Origin of the sequence: Streptomyces flavofungini (assembly GCF_041028215.1) — a bacterium.
In the GTDB taxonomy this organism is placed as follows: Bacteria; Actinomycetota; Actinomycetes; order Streptomycetales; family Streptomycetaceae; genus Streptomyces; species Streptomyces flavofungini_B.
Genome location: NZ_JASKYR010001243.1, coordinates 1 through 1,502 on the forward strand (window position 1 = coordinate 1; position 1,502 = coordinate 1,502).

General features: G+C 72.2%; 2 protein-coding genes. One reads left to right on the forward strand and one right to left on the reverse strand.

Annotated features, from left to right (window positions below):
• Nucleotides 1-25: 25 nt before the first annotated feature.
• Nucleotides 26-295, reverse strand: a complete 270-nt coding sequence (locus AB8Z36_RS40095; protein WP_369218284.1) for a hypothetical protein — start codon at nt 293-295, stop codon at nt 26-28.
• A 372-nt stretch (nt 296-667) separates the two neighbouring features.
• On the opposite strand from AB8Z36_RS40095, the gene AB8Z36_RS40100 reads away from it, so the two are divergent.
• Nucleotides 668-1,502, forward strand: an 835-nt coding sequence (locus AB8Z36_RS40100; RefSeq protein WP_369218285.1) for a serine/threonine-protein kinase, incomplete at its 3' end; no start/stop codon positions are given.

Genomic DNA, 1,502 nt, shown 5'->3' on the forward strand with positions numbered 1-1,502 from the left:
GCTCAGTCCCGGGGACCACCCGTGGTCAGCGTCCGCCGAAAAGCGAGCGCCGCAGCCGACGCAGTGGCGCGAAGAGCGAGACATGCCTCACTCGTGCACCCCTGCTGCTACGGGCGTGCGCGGCGTCACGTGAAGTCAGCTCACGCATCAGCAACGTCGCCTCGTGCGACTCGCGCTGCGGGACGGCGGGGCCGCCCAGCACCGAGAGATGGCGGTCGAGGCGCGAGCTGGTCGCACTGCTTCCACACGTGATCGCAGGGACACGCGCCCTGCTGCGCACCGTTATCTGTTCCATGTCACTCCCCACCCGTACGAGGGCACCCGGCCCAGGGCAAGTTAACCCTATCGCCCCACCACGACACCCGTGTATCCCGGTGGCAGGATTCACCTTCCCCGTAAGGAGGTTGACGATTACTCTCCGAATCCAACTGATTCCAGGGCGACTTGGACATTTGGCATAGGGGGTCGCGGGGAGAGCGCTCCACCGCCGGGCTCCGCGGGATCTTCGCCCGAGGCCGCTTCTGGCTCCACCGGGTCGACGTGGGCTATCTCACGTGACTACTTTTGTGGAGAAACGCACCGTCGCGGATGGGGGCGCCCCGTGAGCCAGCCAGAGCGCGTGATCGCCGGGCGGTACCGCCTTCTGTCGCCGCTGGGCGAGGGCGGCATGGGCACCGTGTGGCGGGCCCGTGACGACGTGCTCCAGCGCGAGGTCGCCGTCAAGGAGGTGCGCGCGCCCGCCGGGCTCCCCTCGGGCGAGGTCGACCGGCTCTACGCCCGCCTGGAGCGGGAGGCCTGGGCCGCCGCCCGCATCCCGCACCGCAATGTCGTGACGGTCTACGACGTGGCGATGGAGGAGGGGCGTCCGTGGATCGTCATGGAGCTCGTCCGGGGCCTGTCCCTGTCCGACGTGCTCGACGCGGAGGGCGCCCTGCCCGTGCAGCGCGTCGCCCGCATCGGCGCCGAGGTGCTCGCGGCCCTGCGCGCCGCCCATGACGCCGGGGTCCTGCACCGTGACGTCAAGCCCGGCAACGTACTGATCGCCAACGACGGCCGCGTCGTCCTGACCGACTTCGGCATCGCCATGGTCGAGGGCAGCTCGGCGCTGACGATGACCGGCGAGGTCGTCGGCTCCCCGGAGTTCCTCGCCCCCGAGCGCGCGCTCGGGCAGCGCCCCGGGCCCGCCTCCGACCTGTGGTCCCTCGGCGTGCTGCTGTACGCGGCGGTGGAGGGCAGCTCCCCCTTCCGCCAGGACACCCCGCTGAGCACGCTGCGCGCGGTGGTGGACGAGCAGTTGCCGCCCGCACGCAGCGCGGGGCCGCTCACCCCGGTCATCGAGGGGCTGCTGCGCAAGGACCCGGCCGAGCGGATGTCCGCCGCCGACGCCGAGCGCGATCTGCGGCTCGTCGCCTCCGGCGGCAGGCCGATGACGGAGACGGCGCTCACCCACCAGCCGACCGTCGCGGCCGGGGGCCCGTACGGCCCGCCGCCGCCTCCCGTCC